Origin of the sequence: Gluconacetobacter liquefaciens, from assembly GCF_003350405.1 — a bacterium.
GTDB classification, from domain to species: Bacteria; Pseudomonadota; Alphaproteobacteria; order Acetobacterales; family Acetobacteraceae; genus Gluconacetobacter; species Gluconacetobacter liquefaciens.
This window is the reverse complement of sequence record NZ_QQAW01000002.1, coordinates 529,792-549,108: the sequence shown is the minus strand read 5'-3', so window position 1 is coordinate 549,108 and position 19,317 is coordinate 529,792. Positions and strand designations below refer to the sequence as shown.

Sequence of the window (19,317 nt, the reverse complement as noted above, 5' to 3'; positions counted from 1 at the left end):
GCCACCATGTTTCCCCATCGCCGGAAACGGCGTCAATGGCCTTCCGCTGCGTCGCCACCCACCGGCTCCACCGCCAACCGCCTCGCCCCCAGCCCCGTGAACAGTTCCGTCCGACAGGTCAGGATCAGAATCTGCATCCGTCCGGATGCTTCGGTCAGAATGTCGAACATCCGGTCCAGCCGCCCCGAATCGGCATAGGTCAGGGCATCATCCAGCACCAGCATCGCCGGCCGTCCCCGCGCCCGCATCAGGTCGGCCAGTCCCAGCCGCGCCAGTACCGCGATCTGCTCCCGTGTCCCGTCCGACAGAGTCCCGAACGGCTCGTCGATCCGTCGCGACAGCGCCGAGATGCTGAAATCCGGTTCCACCGTGGCCACGGCGCGCGGAAACAGCGCGCTCAACGCCGGCTGCATCGCGCGGGCCAGCGGCGCCAGATAGCGTTCGGTCGCCGCCCGCTCCGCCGCCGCCACCGCATCGCGCAGGCACTTCAGAATCGCTACTTCGCGTTCGCAGGCCGCATCCTCGGCGGCATGGGCCGCGCGCAGGCGCTCCTGCGCCGCAATCCGCTCGTCCAGCCCATCCCCCTCAGCCGCGCGGATACGGGCCTCGCGTGCCGCCATCTCCTGCCGCAGCGCCGCCAGACGGGCATGCCCATCCTGAATCGTGCGCTCCAATCGCAGGATCGTAGCATCGGCCAAAGCCTCGGTCCCGTCGGGCCGCGTCTCCTCGATGCGCAGCAACGCCTGCTCCGCCACCCCGGCAGCGTCCTGGCCGGCCGCCAGCCGGGCCGACAGCGCGTCATCCGCCTCCACCGCCCGCGCCGCCTCCAGGTCCCGCGCCAACTGGGCCACGCCATCACGCGCCACCTGCGCTTCCGCCCGCAGGCGCGCCAGATCCTCCGCTGCCCGACGCATCGTCCCGTCAGGGGCCAGCAGCGCCCGCTGCGCGGCGGCATACGCATCCTCGGCCACCTGCATCGCCTCGCGCGCCGCATCCAGCAGTTCCAGCGGGTCGCCCGCCGCGCCGTCCGCCTCGGCCTCACCGATCCGGGCAATCCGCACATCCAGGTCCGCCAGCCGCTGCCGGGCGGCCTCCGTCGCCGTCGCCGGCACCTGGCCGGCAGCGGCCAACAAGCCGCCCAACACCGTCTGCGCCGCCTGAAAGACCAGTTCGGTCTGCCGCCGTATGGCCAGCGCCGCCTCGGCACCGGCAAGATCAACGCAACCAGCCGCCTCCAGCGCCCGACGCAGCCCCTCTCCCGCCCTCACCAATTCCGCGCGCAACGCATCGCGCCCATGGCTGGCCGGTGCGATGGTGATGGTACCGATGCCCTCAATCCGCAGCACCGCATTATCCGTCACCACAATGCGGCCGTCTTCCAACGCCTGCCCATCCAGCATCAGGCGCCCGCGCGCACCATCGGCCAATGCCACGTCCAGCGTCGTCGCCTGCGCCCGGCCGGCGGCACGCGCCGCATCCAGCGCCCGCTCCGCCTTGCGGATCGTCCCCATCCGCGCATCGTCGATCGTGCAGGCATCCAGTTCCGCGCGCGCCCGCGTCACCGCCTGCGCCGCCTGCTCCAGCCGATCCAGCGCCGCCGCCGCTTCGCGCCGCTCATGCGCCAGCCGCGCCCGTTCCACCCTGCCGGCGGCCCGATCCAGCGCCTCGCGTGCGGCGCGACGTGCGGCATCAGCCACCTGCACCGCCTCCAGCCGCCCGGCATGCGCCGCTGCCGCCGCATCCTGCACCGCCTGCGCGGCAGCCAACGCCGCGTCCAGTTCCGCTATCCGTGCCACGCCGATCGCCAGATCGCTCTCCCAGGCTGCGCGAACAGCCAGATCCTGTCGCACGGCCACCAGTTGCGCCGCGGCGTGGTCGCGCACGGCACGCGCGGTCCGATACCGGGCATCATAGTCCCGCAACCGATCGCGCACCCGGCCGGCCTCGGCCAGATCGGCACGTTCCTTCTCACGACGGTCGGCGTCATCTTCGTGCGCCAGGCGGCGGCGCAAATCCGCCATGGCGCTCAAATCATCCTCCAGCGCCTGCCGACGACTTTCCAGCCGCGCCAGTTCGGCCGCGGCCTCCTGCCCGCCTTCCTTCGCCGCACGAAAGCGGCCACGCGGATTGTCACGTTTATCGACCAGCACAGCCAGGTCGGCGTCCACCCGCGACAATACCCGCCCGGCGGCATCCCCCCCCGTCATGGCGTCCAGATCCGCTTCCAGGCACGAGCGGATGGTCGTCCGCGCCGGGTCCGAAAAATCCGGCTGCACCAGACTGTGTCCCTGCGTCACCCACAGCGCATTCAACAGGCCCATCGCCTCGGTGCCGCGCCGGCCCGCTTCCACGCCCAGCAGATCGTGCAGCCGCGCCTCCGCCGCGTCACCATCCAGCCGTTCGCTCCCGCCCTCCAACCGAACGAAAGCACGCTGCATGAAGCGCTTTTCCAACCGCCAGTCGCACCCGTCGAGCGTGAAATCCACGGCGATACGCGGCGCCCCCCGCCCCCCATAAGGTTGCAGGGCAGCGACCGGCCCCGCCTTGGACCCATGAGCAAGGAGAAACACCGCCCGCAACGCCGCGGCCGCGATCGCCCGCGCCGCATCGTCCCCCTCGCCAGCCTGCCGCGCCAGAGTCTCGGCGGCGGCCCGCACCGCCCCCCCCGGCCCGAACGCCTCCAGATCGTCCGATGACGCCGCCAGCCCCGGCACGCCATCGATCCGCAGCAGCCGCAATGCCGACCCCAGCCCGTCCACGATCCGCGCCTGCCAGCCCTCCAGGTCCGGCAGCCCCAACGCCCCGCTGACCGCCAGCCACACCAGCACCCGGCTGGGGTCGTCGGGATCAAGCGCGCGCAGCCGGCCCTCCAGCGCCGCGATGTCATCGGCACAGGTCAGCACCGCCTGCGCGCGCTCCCAGCGAAAACGCCCCACGGCATGGGGCTCCACCACCGGCTCGGCCCGCGGCCCGTCCAGCGTCACCAGCAGCGCCTGGCCGCCCCCCGCCCCGCCGACATCGAACCCGTCGATCTCCGGCGTGCCCGAATACCAGGTCCGGGCATCGATCTTCACGGCGCCATGCCAGTCGCCCAGCGCCAGGTAGGAAAGCCCCGCCTGCCGCGCCCGATCGATGGCGAGCAGATTATGCCCCGGCGCATCCTCACCGAAACTGCGCACCGACCCATGCGCCAACCCGATGCGAATCGCCCCCTCCGGCGTCGTCGCCCCCTCCATCCACGCGGTCGGGTCGCCGATCACATGCCGATGCCCCAGCCCGGCGGGCAACAGCCACGCCGTGGCCCCGGCATCCAGCGGCACCGGCGCATGGGCCAGATGCGGTACGATATGATCCGGCAACCCGGTCCGCACCAGCCGGTCCCACAGCCCATCCCGCTCGTTGAAATCATGATTACCGGGGATCAGATGCCAGCGCAGGTCAGGAAACTGGCGCATCCGCTCGACCGGCTGGCGCAACGTGCGTTCGGACGGGCGCAGATGGTCGTAGATATCCCCCGCCACCACCACGCATTCAGCCCCCTGTGCACGGGCCAGACGGCCGATCCGGCCGATCGCTTCCAGCCGTTCCTGTTGCAGGACGGGCAGGATATCGTCGTCAGCGAAGCGGAAGACCTTACCGATCTGCCAGTCAGACGTATGAAGCAGGCGCATGTCCTCTTATCGCCCGATCCGGCGACAACGGCCAGAGGGACGACAGGACATGCCCCCTCTGCATACCAGCCATCATCATTCCGGAACAAAACCCACCCCATACAGGCAACAAGAGATCTTTCTTTATCCAATCTCTCATTTTCCAATCCATTCTTTTCCGATCCCCGGAACCTCCGGCATCTGATACGGTTTGTCGCAAGCCGGACATATACGGCTCGCCCACAGCCGCCATAGTCCGCGGCTTACGAGCAGATGGAGAACCATGAAGGCGATGGAACAGGGCGGCGGAACGGCCAGGGCGGCGGCGCTCACGCGCTGGCTCTGGCTACCGGCGGTACGCCCGTCCTGGCTGCCGCCTGGCAGCGTCGCCTTCTGCCTGCGCAGTTGGGCCGCCGTCATGCTGGCGCTGGGCGCGGCCTTCTGGCTGCAGATCGATTCGCCGGCCAGCGCGGGCGTCACGGTCATGATCCTCAGCCAGCCCCTGCGCGGGCAGATCCTGTCCAAGGCCCTGTACCGCATGGCCGGCACCCTGGCCGGCGCGGCGGTCGCCATCGGCCTGATCGCCACCTTCGGGCAGGACCGGCTGATGTTCCTGGGCGGTGTCGGGCTGTGGCTGGGGCTCTGCGTGGTGCTGGGCACGCTGGCACGCGATTTCCGGGCCTATGGCGCGCTGCTGGCGGGCTACACGGTCGCCATCATCGGCATCGGCTGCATCGACCACCCGCAGAACGTCTTCGACGTCGCGATCTTCCGCGTATCCGCCATCATGATCGGCATCGTCTCGGTCGCCATCGTCAATGACGTGACGGGCTCGCCCTCCGCCTGGCACCGGCTGGCCGCCGGCCTGCGCCACGGCGCGACCCAGGTGCAGCAGATCGGACGCGACGCCGTCAACGGCCTCGCGGCACCCGACGACGTCACCTGGGTATCCCTGGCGGGGCGCATCATGGCGCTGACCAGCCAGGTCTCGTTCGCCCGCACCGAACTGGCCGACAGCGCCCTACGCATGACGGGCGCCCGCTCGGCAATGGTCGCGATGCTGGACATGATCTCATGCAGCCGCGCCATCAGCGGCATCCTGCGCATGGACGAGGAGGTCCGGCCCGCCCTCCTGGCCCGCGTGCGCCAGCGTTTCGACGACGGCACCCCCTTCGCCAATGAAGACGAAGCCAGCCAGGCGCTGAACGACCTGCTGCACCGCGAACCCGACGAGCCCCCCCTCACCCCGGCCGAGGCCTACCTGATCGAACGCACGATGGCCCTGCTCTCCTACGGGCGCTGGGTCCGCGACGGCATCCGCACGCTGGAGGAAGGCGGCACCGCCCCCCGCATCGCGCAGAAAGTCCAGATCGGCCGCCAGCAGGACCCGGTTCTGGCCCTGCTGAACGGCACGCGGGTCATGCTGGGCTTCACCGCCGCCGCCTTTATCTGCATCCTCAGTGGCCTGCCGGGCACGACGACCACCCTGTTGCAGGTCGCCACCATCCTCACCCTGTCGATCACGACCTTCGATACCCGTGCCTTCGGCATGGGCGCCCTGATCGGCGTGCCGCTGTCCACGGTCTGCGCGATGATCCTCGATACCCGCATCCTGCCTTACGGCTCGGGCATGGTCTTCTTCTCGCTGATGCTGGCCCCGATCATCTTCGCGAGTTGCCTGCTGCTGATCCATCCACGCCTGATGCCGATAGGGCTGAATTTCGGGGTCTTCTTCTTCATCGTGCTGGGCCTGGACAATGTCCATAATTACGATCCGACCCAGTTCGTCGACCGCAATCTCTATTATATGCTCTCCTCGATCATCCTGTATTTCGCGCTGACGCTGGCGCCACCCTCGGCCCGCCGCCGGCGGTTCCGCATCGTCATGGCGGTCTCCATGACCCTGCGGCGACAATTCACCGGACAGGGCGACATCGCCAGCCCCCTGCTGATCAGCCGGCAATATGACCGCCTGCTCCAGGCCCGTACCTGGACCGGCCACCTGCCGCAGAAGCCCATCACCCTGCGCGTGTTCGACCGCATCGTGTCCCTGGGCGACCTCAACGGCGCGCTGGCACGCGCCCGCCGCCACCTGATGCGCGCCGCCACCATCCCGGCGGTGGCCGAACCGGTCGCCCGCACGCAGGACATGCTGCGCACCCTCAACCTGTCCGAAGCCGGGGCGCCGATCATGCGCCACGCCACCCACCTGCTGGCGGCGGTCGACAGCCTGCCCCCTTCCGACCGCGAGACGCTGATCGGCGCGGTCTCCGGCCTGTTCGGCGCCGCCCGCCTGCTGGACCGCAACGCAAGCGCCTTGCGCCATTACGGTATCCTGCCCGTGCCGGAGGCCGCGCGATGACCCCGACCATCACCATCGCCGGGGTCGAAATCGCCTCCTTCCTGGTCGATGCCGGGCTGGCGGTCCTCACCCTGATGGCCCTGCGCCCGCTGCTGGCCAGCCGGATGGTGCAGAAACGGCTGTGGAACGTGCCGCTGGCCGAATTCGGCATCCTGATCTGCCTGGTCGGCCTCTATGTCTTTCTTCTTTAAAAGGGTCTGATGGTGTTCGAACGTGCCCGCATGGTCATGCGGATGACCACCACACTGGCCATCCTGGCCCTCGCCACGGTCATCCTGCTGGCGCTCTGGCAATATTACACGGCGGCGCCCTGGACCCGGAACGGCCAGGTGCGCGTCCAGGTGGCCAATATCGCACCCCGCGTCTCGGGCCAGATCATCGATATCAAGGTCACCGACAACCAGTACGTCCATCGCGGCGACGTGCTGTACACCATCGACCCGTTCGATTTCCGCATCGCGGTGGCGCAGGCGACGGCCCGCGTCAACGAACGCCAGGCCGACATGACCCTGCGCCTGGCCCAGCACCAGCGCCGCCAGCAACTCTCCTCGGCCTCCGCCTCCGCCGAGGAAAAACAGCAGTTCGAAGCCGTGGCGGAACAGGCCAAGGCCCAGTATGCCGAGGCCCTGGCCGCCCTGTCGCAGGCACGCATCAACCTGGAACGCACCGAAATCCACAGCACCGTCAACGGCTACGTCACCAACCTGACGATGCGCGTCGGCGATTTCGCAACAGCCGGCGTGGCCGACATCCAGGTCATCGACGCCGATTCCTTCTGGGTCGACGGCTATTTCGAGGAAACGCGGCTGCGCGGCCTCTATCGTGGTGCCCTGATGCGCATCGACCTGATGGGCGTGCCGACACCGCTGTGGGGCCATGTGGAAAGCATCACGCGCGGCATTTCCTCCACCAACGCCGAACGCTCCACCCAGGGCCTGCCCTCGGTCAATCCGGTCTATACATGGGTCAGGCTGGCCCAACGTATTCCGGTCCGCATCCATATCGACACCATCCCCGCCGGCCTCACGCTCTCGGCGGGCATGACGGCCAGCGTCGCGATGGTCATGCCGGACGGCCGGCGCCCCCACCTGTCATGGGCCAGCCTGTTCGACGGGGTGAACCGTTTCCTGATCCGCCCCAAACCACCCAACGCCGTGCTGCACAACCAGGCCAGCGCGCCTCTGTCGGACACGGACCGGAAGCGGTAAGGTCCGCCCGACAACGAGACAGACCCGGAGAGTACGCCATGCCCCGCCTTCATGCCCTTGCCGCCGCCGCGCTGCTGGCCTTCTCCGTCACCCAGGCCCATGCGGCAGGCACCGCCAGCCCCTTCACCGGCGAATGGGCCGCCATGGGTCTCTCTCCGGTCGTGGTCGGCGCGCCCGACGCCCATCATCAGGTGCAGGCCACCCTGCCCGACGAATTGCACAATTACGCCCCGCATCAGGTCACGCTGGCGCCTCACGGCAAGGATGGTTTGCAATCGCCGGGCCACGACCCGCAGGTCACGCTGCAACTTGTCTCGGCCAACAGCGCTACCCTGACGATCAAGGGCACCAAACCGGGGCAGACGGTCAGCCTCCCCCTGAGCCGCAACGACTAAAAGCCTGCGTGGACAGGCGGTCTGGCGGCGTGCTCGCGCACCAGCCCACTTGTCCACGCAGGCTTTGCGCGGCCACCGTCAGCTTCAATCTTCGATAAGGGAACCTACCCCCGCGCCTTTTCCTGCACGTCCAGCAACGTGAGTAGGCGCGTGCGCAGGTCGGCGGCCTGGGGGCTGTCCAGCGCCGCGCGCAGATGCAGCATCTGGCGCCGCGCGTCGTAAAGCTGGTCCAGCAGCGAGAGCACCACTGGCATCCCGTCTTCCCCGATCCCCAGTTCGCCGGTCAGTTCGGCGATCAGCCGCGCGCGGGCCACGTCGATGTCGTGAAAGACATACGCCCCCGGCTCACCCTCCGGCCGCAGCCATGCGCTGTCGATCCAATGCTGGACCTCGACCACGCTGACATTGCCCGCCTGAACGCACAGGGTTTCGATCGTGATCATGCGGCACCTCCCCCCTTCGCCTCGCCCGGCGGCGTCCAGGATTTCAGGAAGGTCTCCAGTGCCGCGTCCACAGGGCCGATCGTCACCTGCAACGTCACATACAGGTTCCCTGCTTCCTGCCCGCCATGGGCCTTCACGCCCTTGCCGCGCAGCCGCAGCACGCTGCCGGTGTCGGAATGGGCCGGCACGTTCATCGAAACCGACCCGCCCGGCGTCGGCACCTTGATCGGTCCCCCCAGCACGGCGGTCTTCACCCCCACCGGCAGGGTCATGCGCAGGTCGTTGCCGTCACGGGTATAGATCTCGCTGGGCGCGATGCTGATGGTGATCAGCGCATCACCGGCCGGCCCGCCCTGATGCCCCTCGCCGCCCTTGCCGCGCAGACGCATCATCTGCCCGTCCTCGATCCCCGGCGGAATCTTCACATCCAGCGTCCCGCCGCCCGGCAGCGTCACGCGCGACGTGCCGCCATTGACCGCATCCTCGAAACTGACGGTCAGCGAGAAATTCCGGTCATCCCCCCGGGCCGGCCCCTGCGGACGGCGGCGGAAGCCGCGCTGCTGGCCGAACATCGAGCCGAACATGTCGCCCAGATCGTCCTCGGAAAATCCACCAGCCGAATACCGGAAGCCCTGCGCGCCCTCGGCATGGTCGCGGTAACCACTGCCGCCGCCGCCCGCCCAGCCGCGCTCCTGGCCCGCGGCGTCAATCTCGCCCCGGTCGAAGCGCGCGCGCTGGTCGGCGTCCGACAGCAACGTGTGGGCCGAACCGATCGCCTTGAATTTCTCCTCGGCCACCTTGTCACCCGGATTGAGGTCCGGATGATATTTCTTGGCCAGCTTGCGATAGGCCTTGCGGATGTCGTCCTGGCTGGCCGTGCGCGACAGGCCCAGGATCTCGTACGGATCGGTACTCACGGTTATGCGTCTTCTCCCTGGCGGCACGCGATATCGAACAGATCGGGCGCAGCACCAAGCTCCGCCCCGGCGCGCCATCATCCGGACGCGCCCCTTGTCTGAAATAATGGGGAGCAGCCGCCGGTCGGTCAATGTAAGCCCGCACGCAAGGCAGCTATCCTGCGCGCGCCCTTCCCAACGGGCAGCTTCGCACCCGGCCTGCCGCGCGCTAGGCTGGGGCACGAAAAAGGGACCCCGACCATGACCATCCGCCTCAACGCCCGCCGCCTGCTCCTGCTGCTGGCCGGAACGGGCATGGCCCTCGCCGGCCCCGCGCAGGCACGCGCGCACAAGGAACATTCGATCTACGGCTCGATTGCCGGCTATCGCGCGATCCTCGATCGTGACAGCGACGCCTACCGGTCCGCCGACAGTTTCTGCCAGACCGACGCCTCGGTCAGCGCCGCGACCAGCGGCGCCGTGATGACCGGCAGCGGCGGCAACCAGTTCAAACGCCTGAAGACATATTACGCCCACTGCATGGAAAGCCGTGGCGCCTGGATACAGATCACCGGCAACGCCGCTGGCGATCGCCCGGACGACCAGCCGGGCGACCACTGACGCCGGCACGCCCCCTGCGAAATCCCCCGGTTGAGTCCGCCCGGCATCTTGTTATAACAAGATGCTGTCCGAAAACTCAGAAGACCGAATGGTCCGCACACAAGAGCCCGCACAAGCGGCGGCGCCGAGGGAAAAGACCCGATGGGAATGAAAATAGGCCTGTTCGTGCCGTGTTATATCGACGCCTTCTATCCCGGCGTCGGGATCGCGACACTCGAACTGCTGGAACGGCTGGGGCAGGACGTCACCTACCCTACCGAGCAGACCTGCTGCGGCCAGCCGATGACCAACGCCGGCTGCGTGTCGGATTCGGCGGCGGCCGAAGCCCTGTTCGTCAAGTTGTTCTCGGGTTTCGACGCCATCGTGATGCCGTCGGGAAGCTGCACCCATCACGTCCGCTCGCATTTCGACGCGATCGAACAGACCGACGCGGTACGCCATGTCCGCGCCAACACCTACGAACTGGTCGAATTCCTGCACGACGTGCTGAAGGTGCGCGATTTCCCGTGGGCGGAATTTCCCCACACGGTCGGCCTGCATAACAGTTGCTCGTCCCTGCGCGCGCTCCGCACCGCCAGCATGTCGGAACTGGGCGAACCCGCCTTCTCCAAGCCCATGACCCTCCTCTCGGGCGTCAAGGGCATCCGCTTCGCCACCCCGGCAAGGCCCGACGAATGCTGCGGCTTCGGCGGCACCTTCTCGGTCACGGAAGAAGCCGTGTCCGCCCGCATGGGCCTGGACAAGGTCCGCGATCATTTCCACGCGGGCGCCGAATATATCGTCTCGGCCGATTCCTCATGCATGATGCACCAGCAGGGCTGCGCCGAACGCAACCGGGTCGACATCCGCTTCATTCACATCGCTGAAATCCTGAACGGAGCCCGGCAATGAAGGAAAAGCCCGTCAACCACGCCGCTGCCGCCGTCGCCTTCATCGCCGACAAGCCGCATCTGGACTTCCACGATGCCAGGCTGTGGGACATGCGCCAGAAGCGCGACGCCCAGATGCACCTTCTGCCCGAATGGCAGGACCTGCGCAGCCGCGCCTCCGCCATCAAGGAACACGCGCTGGCGAACCTCGCCGATTATCTCGAGGAATTCGAGCGCAACGCCAAAAGCAACGGCATCCACGTCCACTGGGCGGCCGACGGCGCCGACCATAACCGCATCGTCGGCGAAATCCTGGAAGCACGCGGCGCCAAGACGCTCATCAAGAGCAAGTCGATGGTCACCGAGGAATGCGACCTCCGCCCCTACCTGGCGGCGCGCGGCGTCACAGTCACCGAGACCGACCTCGGCGAGCGCATCCAGCAGCTCGACGACCAGTTGCCCAGCCACATCGTCGTGCCTTCGGTCCACAAGCTGACCAGCGACGTGGCGCGCATCTTCGCCCGCTCCTACGGCACCGACCCCAACGCCGACGACCCGCACCAGTTGGCCGAGGCGCAGCGCCTGGCCGCCCGCCCGGTCATCCTGCATGCCGACGCGGGCATGACCGGCGGCAATTTCTTCGTGGCCGAAACCGGCACCTTCGTCGTCTGCACCAACGAGGGCAATGCGGACCTCAGCGCGACCGTGCCGGGCGTGCATATCGCCACCATCGGCATCGAGCGCGTCGTCCCCCGCATGGCAGACCTCGGTGTGTTCATCCGCCTGCTGTCGCGCAGCGCGCTCGGCTCGCCCATCACCCAATATACCAGCCATTTCCGCGGCCCGCAGGATGGCAGCGAGATGCATGTGGTGCTGGTCGATAACGGCCGCTCTGCCCGCCTGGGCATGGCGGATTTCTGGACCTCGCTCAAATGCATCCGCTGCGGCGCGTGCATGAACACCTGCCCGGTCTATCGCCGCTCGGGCGGCCTGTCCTACGGCGCGGTCTATTCCGGCCCGATCGGCGCGATCATCGACCCCACCTTCAACGAGCGCAAATACAGCACCCTGCCCTACGCCTCGACGATGAACGGCAGTTGCACCAATGTCTGCCCGGTCAAGATCAACATCCACGAGCAGCTCTACAAATGGCGCCAGGTGCTGGTCGAACACCACCAGATGCCGTTCGTGAAGCGCGAGATCATGCACATGGCCGGCAAGCTGATGGGCCAGCCCAAACTCTATCGCGCCGCCATCAACGGCACCGAAACCGCCCTGAGCACCCTGCCGCGCTTCGCGCTCTACAACTGGCTGAATCCCTGGGGCAAGAATCGCGAACTCCCCGCGCCCGTCAAGGAAACCTTCCATAGCTGGTATCGCCGCAACCGCCCGACAGCCGGAAGAGCGACGCCGGAAACCGTGAAGACGGAGACAAAGGCATGAGCGCCCGCGACAGCATTCTGGCAACCCTGCGCCGCAACAGCCCTCCTCCGGCCGACCACCCGCTCCCCGAGCCGGCCGTGCTCGGCGAGGCCGACGCCAGCCCGGAGCGATTCAGCGCCAGCCTGCTCCAGATGGGCGGGACGATGCTGGACCGCCAGCAGGGCGCAACGCTCGATCAGGCAATCGCCCTGCGCTTCCCCAAGCCGGGCCTGATGATCCGCTCCCTGGTGCCCGAGGCCACCGGTACGGTACGCATCGCGGACCTGCCCACCCCGCAGGCCGCCGAACCGGTCGACGTCACCATCGTCCGCGCCGCCTTCGGCATCGCGGAAACCGGCTCGATCTTCCTCAGCGAAGCCCAGCTTCACCTCAACGCCATTGCCCACCTGACCCAGCACATGGTGGTCCTGCTGGACCCGGCCCAGATCACGGCCAATATGCACACCGCCTACCTGCGGCCGGAATTCCACACCGCCCGCTACGGCGTCCTCATGAGCGGCCCATCCGCCACCGCCGACATCCAGGGCGTCCTGATCCGCGGCGCCCAGGGCGTCCGCAGCCTGACCGTCTGCTTCGCTCCCGAATAAGACGATCGTAACCGGCCGGGGCCTCAGAGCCTGACCGAAAATGCGCGCTGGCGGCAATCCAGCGCGCATTTCCTGCACTTCGGTGCTCATGGCCATCAAGGCCACTCCGCTCCGATGCTCGGAAACACATGTCGGGCGCGGCCCAGAACGGGCCGCTCTCGCTCGCCAGCCCACATTTTCGGTCAGGCTCTCAGACCGCCCCGGCCAGCCGGGCAGACACGCATCGTCCTCTGGCAGGGCTCCCTTCTCCGCACATATATGGAAACAAAGCCGGCTCTGCGTTAGAAATCAGGCTGGCAGAAACCACCAGTGCGGCAGGGGGGCGCGATGCATGCCATGATCGAAGAACATGGCCAGCCGCGCCCGCAGGTCCTGCTGGTCGAAGACGATCATGAAACCGCGCGTTACATCGCCGATGCTCCGATGCTGGCGCATATCGACCTCGCGATCGTCCACGACGGACAACAGGGACGCGACCGCGCATTGGCCCGCGACTGGGACTGCATCATTCTCGATCGCCGCCTGCCAGGCCTCGACGGCCTGTCCATTCTCGGTCACATGCGCGACACAGGCGTTCAGACGCCGGTCCTTTTTCTCACCACCATGGACGGCATCCACGACCGCGTGACCGGCCTGCGCAACGGCGCGGACGACTATCTGGTCAAACCCTTTTCGCTCTCCGAACTGACGGCCCGCCTCGACAATCTGCTACGCCGCACGAAGCACCCTCTTCGGACAACACGGCTGAGCTTCGCCGACGTCACGATCGACCTCCTGGCACGCGAGGTCCATCGCGCCGGAACCAAGCTCTACATTCAGGCTCAGGAACTCAAGCTCCTCGAGTATTTCATGCGCCATCCCGGCGTCATCATCTCGCAGGCAATGCTGCTGCAAGCCGTGTGGGATATCGATTTTCCACTTCGGACCAACCTGGTGGAATCGCATATCAGCCGCCTGCGGGTGCGCCTGGGCCGCGATGCTCCCCCCTTGATCCACACGATCAGGAATCGCGGCTACGTGCTGCGAAGGGAATAGAATGCCTCAAGGCACGCAGGCATCGTCACGGCTTACGGTCTTTCGAAGCTCATCCTTCCGCATCGTCGCCCTGTTCACCGGTTGTTTCTTTCTCAGCGGCATGACGGTCGCGGGCCTGTCCAACTATCACGGCATCCAGATCCTCAACCAGCAGATCCGGCAAAGCGTAGCCAATGAACGGGACGAAGCGATATCGAACGCCCATGGAGCGGACCTTTCCCACCTCCGCCCCGTGATCGAAGGCTTTGTCCAGAACGAGCCTGGCTTCTACTACCTCCTGCAGGATGCACGGCAGACAGTCATTGTCGGCAACATGCTGCACCTCCGCCCGGTCACCGGCTGGAGAAAACTGTCCTGGACACATCGCAGCCTCCCCCCACCCACCACCCGGTCATCGGATACGGGTTGAAGCTCGACGATGGCGGCTATCTGTTCGTCGGTATGGATGGGCGTCCGCTCGACGCCCTGTGGCACGACCTATGGCTGACGCTCACATGGAATGCGCTGCTCTTCATCCTGATCGGCCTGGCCGGCGGCCTCGTGCTCAGCCGCCTGGTCCTGGGCAGGATCGAGGCCATCAACCGTACCACCCGTCACATCATGCGCGGCGACATGTCCCAACGCATCCTCCGCAGCGGCGCGAATGACGAATTCGATCACCTTGCAAGCAGCCTCAACGCCATGCTGGACAGGAACGAGGTTCTGATCGCCGGCATCCGTCAGGTTACCGACGATATCGCCCACGACATGCGCCGCCCCCTCGCCCATCTCGGCCAGCATCTCGACGAAATCGCCCAGACCCCCCTCACGTTCCAGCAGGCCGAGACAGTCGCCCGCGCAAGGGACAATCTCGACACAGCCCTCGAAATCTTCTCGTCTCTCCTCAAACTCGCCCAGATCGAAGCGGATGACCGCGTTCCCGAAAGTCGTCTCCTTTCGGTGCATGCCCTGCTGACCACCATCACCGATCTTTACCGGCCCATTGCCGAAGACCGGGGACAGACACTTGTTCTCCATCCCCCCGAACGGAATATGACGCTGGAAGGCAACCAGGTCCTGATGACCCAGATGCTGGCCAACCTGGTCGAAAACGCGCTCAATCACACACCTGCCGGCACGACGGTCTCTCTTTCGGCAGAAACGCGGGACGCGGCAATCACCCTCGTCGTGGCGGACGACGGTCCAGGGATTCCGGCCCATGAGCGCGAACGCGTCTTCGGCAAGATGGTCCGCCTCGACGCGAGCCGCTCCGTCCCGGGCACCGGGCTCGGCCTCAGCATGGTCCGGGCCATCGTCCGGCTCCATGGGGGGCAGATCCGGCTGACCGACAACCACCCCGGACTACGCTGCGAAATCGGTTTGCCGACAGCACCCGGCGCTACATCTTGAAAGAGAGCTGGAACGTCACCGCACGGCCGGCCGCAATACGCGAGTAGTTCGTATAGATCCTGTCATAGTAGCGCTTGTTGGTAAGATTTTGCAGGTTCGCCTGCAAGTCCAGCATCCGCGTGATCTGATAGTCGGCCACCATGTCCAGGCGCACATATTCGGGCACCCAGGTCGCATTCGTCACATTCGTATAACGCTTGCTCATATAAGTCAGGCCGCCGCCAGCCTTGAAGTGCGGCAGGATTCGATACGTGCTCCACACCGAAACCGAGTTACCGGGAGTATACGGAAAACGCTTGCCGACATTGGCATGCGTAGGGCCGCCATCGAGCACGGTACTGTCCAGGTAGGTCCAGCCGCCGAACACCTCCCAGCGCGGCGTAATATATCCCGCCACATTGATCTCGGCGCCGCGTACCCGCTGCGTGCCGGCATCGATCTGGTTGCCGAACCCGTCGGAAACCTGCGCATTCGTCATGCGGCCATCGAACAGAGACCCCGTGACGGAAAAACGGCCGCCGAACAGTTCTGCCTTCGCCCCCACTTCGATATTTCTGCCGTTCTGCGGCGCAAGTTTGTTGTTGGCCGTCGAAAGGGCAATCTGGCCATCCGCCCCGGCATCGACCCCGACGGGATTGGACGCCGTGGCATAGGAAAAATAGAGGCTGACAGGCTTGATCGGCTTATAGACGGCACCGGCCTGGTAATTGATGAAACTCTGGTTATTGCTCAGCCCCAGATTGCCCTGCACCGCCGAGGTCATGAAACGGTCGAACCGCACCCCGCCATTGATCAGCAGATGATCGTTCAACATGCTCATCGTATCGAACGCATAGGCCGAACCCGTCGTCACGTTGGTATTTAGCGGGGCAATGCCCGGCTCGCCCAGCGAGTAGGAGCCGGTCCAAGGATTATGCGGGTTCCAACTCGCAAGATCCGACGCCGACACGCAGTTATAGGCTACGGCGCATGAGCCGCCATTGCGCAGGTTCCGCCCCGTCGAATCGACGACATAATATTCGTTGCGCGTCAGCCGCTCGCGTGAAACCTCGATGCCCGTATTGATCGCATGATGAACCGGCCCGGTGTCGAACGACCCCGATATCATCGCCTGTTCCTGAAAATTATCCGTATGGAACCTGCCCGATTTCGCTTCCAGCAGAATGTTCTGGTTGGCCGCCGACGTACTCTGCCATTGCGGATTGGTGGCAATGTAATCGAACTGGGTGCTGGTCCACTGAAGCGTGTTGCGAAACACGAAATCGTGCCACAGATCCCGCTCCAGAATGATCTGACCGAGATCCGTCGTACTCCGCTCGAAATCCCGGTCTTCCAGGCCCAGAACCTTGCCGCGCGGGATCGCAAGCGGCTCATGCGTGACTTTGCTGTAGGGAGCAGAATAATCCGGCATACCGAATGAATAGAGATGGTAATATCCCATCGTCAGCCGGGTCGACGTTCCAAGTCCGAAGGACACCGAGGGCGCCACACCCCATTTATGCTGCCCGATCGGACCGCGCCCGGCGGTATTCCCGTCATCCCCCATGGCATTAAGACGAAACGCGGTGCTCGATCCGATCTGACGGTTGATATCAACCGTCCCACGCTTGTACGCGGCAGTGCCGAAACCGATCTGCCCTGACGTCAGGTTTCCCAATTGCGCCTTCTTCGTCGTGATGTTGATCTGCCCGCCAAGGCCGCCACGACCACCATAGACCGACCCCGGCCCCTTGAGTACCTCCATCTCCTCCACATCGAACACTTCGCGCTGGCTCACCCCGCTATCACGCAACCCGTCGATGAACATGTTGCTGTACGAACCAAAGCCACGAATGACCGGATAATTTCCTCCAGGTATGGCATAAGCATCTCCACCCCGAAAACTCACCCCCGGCACCGTCCGCATGGCTTCTTCGAACGAGGTCGCGTTCACCAGCTTCATCTGCTCCTGGGTCACGACCGAGACCGAGCGCGGCGTATCGAGCAATGACGCCGTATATTTCCGGTTCGACGAACGACCCGTCAATTGTGCATGCGTCTTGCCCCAGACCATCAGATGTTCCTGGCCGTCCGGTCGCCGCCCCTGCACGCCGTCCACCACCGGTTTCGCCTTGGCACCTGCCCTCACCGTGGTTTTCTGTCCCGAAATCGGGGGGGGTTCCCGATCGTCCTGCGCCGCAGCGTAGGCACGCCCATCCAGCGCGGTACCCGCCAGGCAGGTAATGACGAACGAATACGACCACATGCGCCGAACGCGCCATGAACTCAACATGCTTTGCCTCGATATTGATAATGCTTCGCATTCCTATAATCGAGACATCACCGGGTAAACGCCTTTCATGCAACATTGGGAATTGTTAATTGCGCGACGCATTCGCATTTATAGGGTCACATGATAATGTCCGTGCATATGCAATACTTATGAGCATTCACCATGGGCTTGACCCAGGCGAACAATACGCATGATCTTTTCTCGCGTTCTTCGATAGTTCGGCAGAAGAACCCGCTCGGCTGCACGGCGTCCATCGCTTCATGCCTGTCCGGACCATACGCCATAGCGGCATCTCCGCATCCATGACGACAAGGACGGCCATTATGTCGCGCTTTCCCCAACATCGCCGCTCCGCGGCTGATATTCATCAGATCCGCCGCGGCATGGGGGCCAGCCACAGGCAGGTGTGCATGCTCGAACACCGCTGCCGCGAGGCCGGCATGAAGATGACGGATCTGCGCCGCGTCGTCTTGCATGGGGTGCTGGAGGCTGGAAGCAGCGCAACCGCCGTCGATATCTGGCGGACCCTTCTGGCCATGACGGAAGGTCATGCTCCCAGCCCGACATCCCTGCAGCGCACGCTAAACATGATGGTCGGTCTGGGCGTGCTACACCGCCATGTCGGCATCGACCGTGCCTGGCAGTACGACCTGGTACCGGCGCAGGACACATCGTCCGCAATTCTTTTTGTCGACGCCGACACCGGAACGGTCACACCATGCGACGATCCGGAAGTGACGGCCCTTCTCAGGCGCCTCGTCGCACGCCGAGGCTTCGCCATCCAGGAAGCCTCCATCACCGTCACGGCGCTCGCCGACCCGACCTCCCCTGCCCGTTCTGTCTGAACGGGCAGGTCAACCGGATCAGACGCCCCCCGATCTCAGCCGCCCGGTGGCGCCATGAATTCCGGGCCCACCGGATCGGTGATATGTGCCGCCAGAATACGGTCGATTTCCACCTTGTCCGCCGCCGACAGCGTCCACCCGCACGCCTGGTCGATCCCCGCGATCTGCTCGGGCTTGCGTGCGCCCCACAGCGCGATGGTCGGCCCCTGATCCAGCACCCAGCGGATCGCCAGCGCCAGCACCGAACGCCCGAACCGCTCCTTCGCGAACGCCTCCAGCGCCGCCACCGCCGCCAGATACTGCGCAAAGCGCGGCGCCTGGAATTTCGGATCGGCACTGCGCAGATCGTCGCTGCCGAAATGGCTCGCCGCAGTCATCCTGCCCGACAGCAGCCCCCGGCAAAGCGGTCCATAGGCCAGCACGGCCAGACCATGCGCGGCCGACCAGGGCAGGATATCGTCCTCGATCGCGCGCTCGAACAGGTTATAAGGCGGCTGCACGGCCGCCAGCGGCGCCACGGCGCTGAACTGCTCCATCTGCGCGACGGAAAAATTGCTCACCCCCAGCGCCAGCACCTTGCCCTCGCGGTGCAGGTCCTCCAGCACCCGAGCCGTCTCGTCCAGCGGCACGGCCGGGTCCGGCCAGTGGATCTGGTAGAGGTCGATCCGGTCGGTACGCAGCCGGCGCAGCGAATCCTCGATTTCCTGGCGGATACGCGCGGCGGAACTGTTGCGGAACGGCTTGCCATCCTTCCAGTCCAGCCCGACCTTGGTGGCAATGGCCACCTTGTCGCGCCGTCCAACCAGCGCCTCCCCCACAACTTCCTCGGAATGGCCGAACCCGTAGACCGGCGCGGTATCGATCAAGCTGATTCCCAGATCCAGCGCCTCATGGATCGTGGCAATGGCCTGGCGGTCGTCGGCCCCGCCCCACATCCACCCGCCGATCGCCCACGTACCCAGCGCAATGCGCGAGACCGGAAAGGGAATGCCCGAGACGGCAATGGTTTCCATCGGCATGAAATGCTCCTTCCTGCCCACCCTTTGGAGAGCGGACTCAGCAATCGGGAAAGCACGCAAAAAAGGACCGGAGCGCGCGAGCACCCCGGCCAAGTCTTTCCCTCGTATGCAAGCGACGGTCGAGCCGTCGCGTTCCATCCGGCACCCGAACCGATCGCAGGACAATGAAAAAGCATTTCATCTTGTTATCTTTGCCGTGAACGGAAGCGTCGCGCGGCCCCGCCCCGCAACGCCGCCTCTTTCCCCATCCTGCGTCGCGTCCTATGGGTAGGGTGCCGGCGTC

18 protein-coding genes are annotated in these 19,317 nt (G+C 65.7%); 12 read left to right on the top strand and 6 right to left on the bottom strand.

The features are described 5' to 3' along the window. Positions 1-32 precede the first annotated feature (32 nt). A complete protein-coding gene (locus C7453_RS19600; protein WP_114726547.1) occupies positions 33-3,671 on the bottom strand; it encodes a metallophosphoesterase in 3,639 nt (1,212 codons plus the stop codon). A gap of 262 nt (positions 3,672-3,933) precedes the next feature. Between C7453_RS19600 and C7453_RS05730 the strand changes: the two genes are divergently transcribed. Genes C7453_RS05730 through C7453_RS05715 form a run of 4 tightly spaced genes read left to right on the top strand, consistent with a single transcriptional unit; the run spans position 3,934 to position 7,615 of the window. Beyond that, a complete protein-coding gene (locus tag C7453_RS05730) occupies positions 3,934-6,012 on the top strand; it encodes an FUSC family protein (protein WP_114726546.1) in 2,079 nt (692 codons plus the stop codon). Beyond that, the gene (locus tag C7453_RS05725; RefSeq protein WP_114726545.1) at positions 6,009-6,203 is read left to right on the top strand and encodes a DUF1656 domain-containing protein; all 195 of its coding nucleotides are present in this window, start codon (positions 6,009-6,011) and stop codon (positions 6,201-6,203) included. The genes C7453_RS05730 and C7453_RS05725 overlap by 4 nt, the downstream gene beginning before the upstream one ends. 12 nt (positions 6,204-6,215) lie before the next feature. After that, positions 6,216-7,220: a biotin/lipoyl-binding protein gene (locus tag C7453_RS05720; protein WP_174787912.1), complete on the top strand. Its 1,005-nt coding sequence runs from the start codon at positions 6,216-6,218 to the stop codon at positions 7,218-7,220. Between the two features lie 38 nt (positions 7,221-7,258). Further along, a complete protein-coding gene (locus tag C7453_RS05715; protein WP_114726543.1) occupies positions 7,259-7,615 on the top strand; it encodes a hypothetical protein in 357 nt (118 codons plus the stop codon). 104 nt (positions 7,616-7,719) lie between these two features. On the opposite strand, the gene C7453_RS05710 is transcribed toward C7453_RS05715, so the two are convergent. Continuing rightward, positions 7,720-8,058 (bottom strand): chaperone modulator CbpM, encoded by a 339-nt coding sequence (locus tag C7453_RS05710; protein ID WP_114726542.1) that lies wholly within the window; start codon positions 8,056-8,058, stop codon positions 7,720-7,722. Beyond that, positions 8,055-8,975, bottom strand: a complete 921-nt coding sequence (locus C7453_RS05705; protein WP_114726541.1) for a DnaJ C-terminal domain-containing protein — start codon at positions 8,973-8,975, stop codon at positions 8,055-8,057. Before C7453_RS05705 ends, C7453_RS05710 begins: the two co-directional genes overlap by 4 nt. A gap of 240 nt (positions 8,976-9,215) precedes the next feature. Between C7453_RS05705 and C7453_RS05700 the strand changes: the two genes are divergently transcribed. The 4 genes from C7453_RS05700 to C7453_RS05685 all read left to right on the top strand — a co-directional run bounded on the left by C7453_RS05700 (position 9,216) and on the right by C7453_RS05685 (position 12,474). Further along, the gene (locus C7453_RS05700; protein ID WP_114726540.1) at positions 9,216-9,575 is read left to right on the top strand and encodes a hypothetical protein; all 360 of its coding nucleotides are present in this window, start codon (positions 9,216-9,218) and stop codon (positions 9,573-9,575) included. A gap of 147 nt (positions 9,576-9,722) precedes the next feature. Further along, positions 9,723-10,466, top strand: a complete 744-nt coding sequence (locus C7453_RS05695) for a (Fe-S)-binding protein (protein ID WP_114726688.1) — start codon at positions 9,723-9,725, stop codon at positions 10,464-10,466. Further along, entirely contained in the window at positions 10,463-11,887 is a 1,425-nt protein-coding gene (locus C7453_RS05690) for a lactate utilization protein B (protein WP_114726539.1), read from the top strand. Before C7453_RS05695 ends, C7453_RS05690 begins: the two co-directional genes overlap by 4 nt. Next, positions 11,884-12,474, top strand: coding sequence for a LutC/YkgG family protein (locus tag C7453_RS05685; protein ID WP_114726538.1), 591 nt, complete (start codon positions 11,884-11,886; stop codon positions 12,472-12,474). The genes C7453_RS05690 and C7453_RS05685 overlap by 4 nt, the downstream gene beginning before the upstream one ends. A gap of 288 nt (positions 12,475-12,762) precedes the next feature. Here the strand turns inward: C7453_RS05685 and C7453_RS19315 are convergent, their stop codons facing one another. Continuing rightward, positions 12,763-12,909: a hypothetical protein gene (locus C7453_RS19315; RefSeq protein ID WP_245948823.1), complete on the bottom strand. Its 147-nt coding sequence runs from the start codon at positions 12,907-12,909 to the stop codon at positions 12,763-12,765. On the opposite strand from C7453_RS19315, the gene C7453_RS05680 reads away from it, so the two are divergent. Genes C7453_RS05680 through C7453_RS05675 form a run of 3 tightly spaced genes read left to right on the top strand, consistent with a single transcriptional unit; the run spans position 12,898 to position 14,898 of the window. Then, positions 12,898-13,509 (top strand): winged helix-turn-helix domain-containing protein, encoded by a 612-nt coding sequence (locus C7453_RS05680; protein ID WP_245948821.1) that lies wholly within the window; start codon positions 12,898-12,900, stop codon positions 13,507-13,509. The two genes, C7453_RS19315 and C7453_RS05680, sit on opposite strands and share 12 nt — an antisense overlap. Before the next feature lies 1 nt (position 13,510). After that, complete coding sequence (locus C7453_RS19310) at positions 13,511-13,918, top strand: hypothetical protein (protein ID WP_245948820.1); 408 nt, start codon at positions 13,511-13,513, stop codon at positions 13,916-13,918. After that, positions 13,915-14,898 (top strand): sensor histidine kinase, encoded by a 984-nt coding sequence (locus C7453_RS05675; RefSeq protein ID WP_245948819.1) that lies wholly within the window; start codon positions 13,915-13,917, stop codon positions 14,896-14,898. Before C7453_RS19310 ends, C7453_RS05675 begins: the two co-directional genes overlap by 4 nt. On the opposite strand, the gene C7453_RS05670 is transcribed toward C7453_RS05675, so the two are convergent. After that, complete coding sequence (locus C7453_RS05670; RefSeq protein ID WP_114726537.1) at positions 14,888-17,170, bottom strand: TonB-dependent receptor; 2,283 nt, start codon at positions 17,168-17,170, stop codon at positions 14,888-14,890. The genes C7453_RS05675 and C7453_RS05670 overlap by 11 nt on opposite strands. Before the next feature lie 410 nt (positions 17,171-17,580). On the opposite strand from C7453_RS05670, the gene C7453_RS05665 reads away from it, so the two are divergent. Then, on the top strand, positions 17,581-18,015 hold the full coding sequence (locus tag C7453_RS05665; protein ID WP_245948817.1) for a Fur family transcriptional regulator: 435 nt from the start codon (positions 17,581-17,583) through the stop codon (positions 18,013-18,015). 35 nt (positions 18,016-18,050) lie between these two features. On the opposite strand, the gene C7453_RS05660 is transcribed toward C7453_RS05665, so the two are convergent. Further along, a complete protein-coding gene (locus C7453_RS05660) occupies positions 18,051-19,034 on the bottom strand; it encodes an aldo/keto reductase (protein ID WP_114726535.1) in 984 nt (327 codons plus the stop codon). Positions 19,035-19,317: the final 283 nt, after the last annotated feature.